The 4,282-nt window shown below is 42.4% G+C and carries 4 protein-coding genes and 2 pseudogenes; 4 read left to right on the top strand and 2 right to left on the bottom strand.

What is annotated here, in order from left to right:
• A partial coding sequence (locus ACHHZ6_RS24545; protein WP_001568368.1) for an IS1 family transposase occupies positions 1–72 on the bottom strand: 72 nt, incomplete at its 3' end.
• Between the two features lie 326 nt (positions 73–398).
• Positions 399–1,013: a recombinase family protein gene (locus ACHHZ6_RS24540; protein ID WP_100152948.1), complete on the bottom strand. Its 615-nt coding sequence runs from the start codon at positions 1,011–1,013 to the stop codon at positions 399–401.
• Between the two features lie 696 nt (positions 1,014–1,709).
• Between ACHHZ6_RS24540 and ACHHZ6_RS24535 the strand changes: the two genes are divergently transcribed.
• From ACHHZ6_RS24535 to ACHHZ6_RS24520, 4 genes and pseudogenes are all read left to right on the top strand, one after another.
• Complete coding sequence (locus ACHHZ6_RS24535) at positions 1,710–2,648, top strand: cation diffusion facilitator family transporter (RefSeq protein WP_100152946.1); 939 nt, start codon at positions 1,710–1,712, stop codon at positions 2,646–2,648.
• 117 nt (positions 2,649–2,765) lie between these two features.
• On the top strand, positions 2,766–3,140 hold the full coding sequence (locus ACHHZ6_RS24530) for a cytochrome b562 (RefSeq protein WP_013096889.1): 375 nt from the start codon (positions 2,766–2,768) through the stop codon (positions 3,138–3,140).
• Between the two features lie 463 nt (positions 3,141–3,603).
• A pseudogene (locus tag ACHHZ6_RS24525) lies at positions 3,604–3,834 on the top strand (IS3 family transposase); the annotation flags it as partial.
• Positions 3,835–3,928: 94 nt separating this feature from the next.
• A pseudogene (locus ACHHZ6_RS24520) lies at positions 3,929–4,156 on the top strand (cytochrome b/b6 domain-containing protein); the annotation flags it as partial.
• Positions 4,157–4,282: the final 126 nt, after the last annotated feature.

The raw sequence follows: 4,282 nt of genomic DNA, 5'->3' as shown, positions 1-4,282 counted from the left end.
AGTGCTTTTGCCGTTACGCACCACCCCGTCAGTAGCTGAACAGGAGGGACAGCTGATAGAAACAGAAGCCACTGGAGCACCTCAAAAACACCATCATACACTAAATCAGTAAGTTGGCAGCATCACCATGGGCGAGGTATCTAATGCGCTTACAGGACGAAGATAAAGTCTTGAGTGTTCTGGCTGCAAAGTAATCTCTTGAGTTACGATTTATAAAGTGGAGTATATTGTTGTTTTAAAGATATCAGATCCAGGGTTCGCAATAGGGATGTAATGTTAGTGGCAAAATATTCAGTTGCACATGGTAACAGTCTGCTATTTGCTCAGAGCGGACAGTCAGATTTGATTGTACTTTGTCTACGGTAACTGTCACTTCGAGCTAATACACTTATTTTGAACTAGATTACCAATTCCTTTTTGATCCGGTAGAACGTTGCACGACTGATATCAGCAGCTTTCATTATGTGAGCTGGTTTAACGTTCTGTGCCAACATTTCACGTACCACTTCACGGGCTTCCATATCTTTCTCTTTTCCCGTATACAAACCTGCCTGTTTTGCTCTCTCGATCCCCTGTGCCTGACGTTTACGCCGAGTTTCATAATCCTGTCGTGCCATTGTTGCGAGGATATCGATTAGCATGGAGTTGACTGCCCGAAGAATGCCACTGGTAAGGTCATTACCGGACATTTCAACCATCTGCCAACTGGTCGGTAAGTCCATTGATACGATTACCAGCCCTTTACTATTCAACGTAGCTTTGAGTTCAGCCCATTCTTCATGTTGAAGACGACTGAGACGGTCAATTGCTTCAATAAGAAGCAGATCACCGGGTTGTGCTTCCACCAGTAGATGCATGAGTTCAACACGATCAAGCTTCGCACCACTTGCATTCTCAACGTATTCTCCGGCAACCGACCAGTTTTTGCTTTGCGCAAATTCGCGCAGGCTAACTAATGCACGATCAGCATGTTGGCCTTCCGTAGATGCACGGCAGTAGATACGGACATTCATTATGTATTCTCTTTGAAATATCAATCCAATATCCATATGATACATTACGTTATTTTGCTGTCAATAGAGTTAAATTTAAACCCTATCGATACTTTGTGTCATGGTCTTTATCAGGTATACCTAAAAGAGATATTGTTCGGATGGTATTCAGATCTTGCTTGGGGTATACGATTTGGTCAGTTTCTGTAGCTGAAGCACTCCGGTTTCATTTCAGCAGGTCTTAATCAAATTCAGTGTGCCATACATGCGGCACGAAAAAGTCTGGCATCAATGTGACCAGTTCTATCACCCACCACAGTCACTACAGTGGCCACACAGTTGGGGACCCAAAGGATGTTGTTTACCATTTTGCAATGGTTGACAGCTACCCGAAAGCAACTCCTCTTCGAGAGCGCTCAATTCCTCAGTTAATCGGGTTTGCAATTTTAGTTTGTTGAACCCATCCACACTGGGCGTAAGTGTATAGTTGTGATAACTGTCAACTTTTCTTCTCTCTTCTGTTCAGAATAAATTAATGTTCAGGCGTTATGATAAATAGATGTTATCGCCACCATGGCGCGGTCTTTACAGGAATAAATCTCACCATTTTTATATTTTCACCACAGTACCTCAAAATTTCATATACCAAAACTGAACTTGGCCGGGTAGTATTGGCTGCTTAGTATTAACTGTAGATGCTGTTATTAGGAGTTTCAGGTGCAGGTAAACAAACTTACGGATGATATTGATATTAGTTCTCATGAGCGTTTCCTCGCGGCCCGTAAAAGCACATGGGTTAGTGTGCTTGTTAATTGTTTTCTGACATCCGGGCAAGTGATTACTGGCGTATTTTCCGGATCTCAGGGGCTTATTGCGGATGGTATCCATTCTCTGTCTGATTTAGTTTCAGACTTTGTGGTGCTTATTGCTAATCATAAAAGTAAAAAAAATCCCGATGATGACCATCACTACGGGCATCATCGTTATGAAAATGGTGCATCATTAATTCTGGGGACAATTTTATTCATTGTTGGCATCGGGATGTTATGGTCAGCAGCAAATAAAATGCAACAACCAGATGATATTCCTCAGGTACATATTGTTGCTCTGTGGGTGGCCTTAGCCGCACTGGTTATCAAAGAGCTTCTTTTTCGCTATATGCTGGCAGTAGCAACCCGAGTAAAATCCACTATGCTGGTTGCCAATGCCTGGCATGCCCGCTCTGATGCCGCCTCATCTTTGGTGGTGGCTATTGGTATTATTGGTAGTTTATCAGGGTTTAAATTGCTTGATCCGTTAGCTGCACTGGTTGTGGGACTGATTGTGACCAGAATGGGATATTCATTTATGTCAGATTCGCTTCATGACTTGATGGACAGGGCCGTGGATATTGAAACTGAAAATAGTATAAAAACAACATTATTGTCCACGCCTGGGGTCGAAGGCATCCATGACCTCAAGACCAGAAAAATGGGGGACCTTGTTGTGGTTGATGTTCATCTGGAAATTGATGGTGATTTATCAGTGAAAGTAGGACATGACATTGCTGTTTTGGCCAGGAAATCAGTTTTAGATAATCATCATGTTTTAAATGTTATGACACATGTTGACCCTTATTTTAAAGGTGATAATAGTCCTGGTTGCGGGGGCAAATAATCCTGAAAAATAATATGAATGCTGCTGTTTTTTGAGAAGATTGGGAAGGGGTTATTTTTTTGCGCAATATTACCCCTTCTGACTGTGAAAACGAGAGTAAACAATATGGAGGCTATTATGAGAAAAATTATGCGTACTGTTGTGATAGGAGCCACCCTTCTTTTATCCCCCTGTGTAATGGCTGGTTCTGACGGTGTTGAACATGCCATGAAGATGATGAATAAAAGCTACCGCGCAGCACTTAAGGAGGAGGACGTTACATCCTTCAGGAAAGATATGCGGGAACTGAAAGCAACAGCAGAGTCCATCCTGAACAGCCCTGTAGAAGGGTATGACAGGGAAACGTATGTTGCAGGCATGTCACTTCTAATTGATGAGGTAACTGCCGTTGAAAGTACCGCTGAGAAGGAAGGTCTTGACGCCGGGAAAATTGCAGCACAGAAACTAGGCAGTCTGATGAGAAAATACCACAATAAACTAGGTGTTGACTGAGACCGGGAATTATTCGGTGAAGGTAGATATGCTGGAAAGATATCCCTGAACTGACATGATACACGTGCCTGTAATCAAGCAGATAGCTATGCACTGGTGAGGAAATTTCACAACGTTATCTTATCTGCAAAATACATATAAAAATGTTGGGGTAACAAACATGCATTATCAATGCTACATATTTTAGTTTGTTGCCTCAACATAAGTTAAGTACCTATTGGTGTTGCGCGGGGTGGATTCAGGGGGCCAAATTATATTTGGTGGTCACGCGTCAGTCTGTGTTTTGTTTGTTGGTCATGATGACCTGCTCCCCGTTGATTAACACACTGATGCCCGTAATGTCTTCATCATCGGTATGAGACCCTCATTAAGATGCTTTTTTCCGGCAAATAAATCATCAGTATCCTCTTCGAGGCTGGAACAGGGATTCTAAGCCATGTGCTTTGCCGTAAGAAGATCATTTCCGACGTCACCTAATGTGGCTTGGTGAATGGATTTTGTCATGGCTGCACTCTTCATCGGTCGTCGGATTAAGTGCCGTACGATCCACGTCGCTTTTGGAATTTCAAGCGTTCAGATATAAGCATTCTGTACAGCATTGCGTTGTTTCGTGGCTATCTGGCGACGATAAGAACCACTCAGGAACCTGAATTTACCTGTCGAGTACTGGGCCTTTGAACATGGTTTGGATATTACTGAGTGCATCTTGGTTTTGAGAAGTTAAGGTTATCATTAATAAAAAGGCATAATATTGAGTGGTCAACCAACCTTAAAAAAGTGGCTAAATTATGAACGAAAATTTACGTAATGCTCTTCCTCACAAAAACACACCATTTCTACGTGTGCTGCATATCATCGTAGCTGTATTGATTTTATTGCAGATTATTAATTCAAACCTTACCGAAAGCGATGCGCTTAGTGACTATACTCTCACTGGGTTCGTAACATGGTTCCATGTTATCACTGGGTTATCACTGATTGTCCTTGGGTTTGTCATGCTTGCATGGATGCTGACTGATGTAGCCCCCTGAAACACCAGACAGTAGCTGTATCTCCAGATAAGAGATAGGCTTGAATATATGTCTAACACTAACGCCAATTTTGAGATGACCGGGATCCTGTTAGGACAAGAAGTCCGTAAA

This window comes from Enterobacter cloacae complex sp. 2024EL-00214 (assembly GCF_043945575.1).
Taxonomy (GTDB): Bacteria; Pseudomonadota; Gammaproteobacteria; order Enterobacterales; family Enterobacteriaceae; genus Enterobacter; species Enterobacter cloacae_P.
This window is presented reverse-complemented; position numbering and strand designations above follow the sequence as displayed.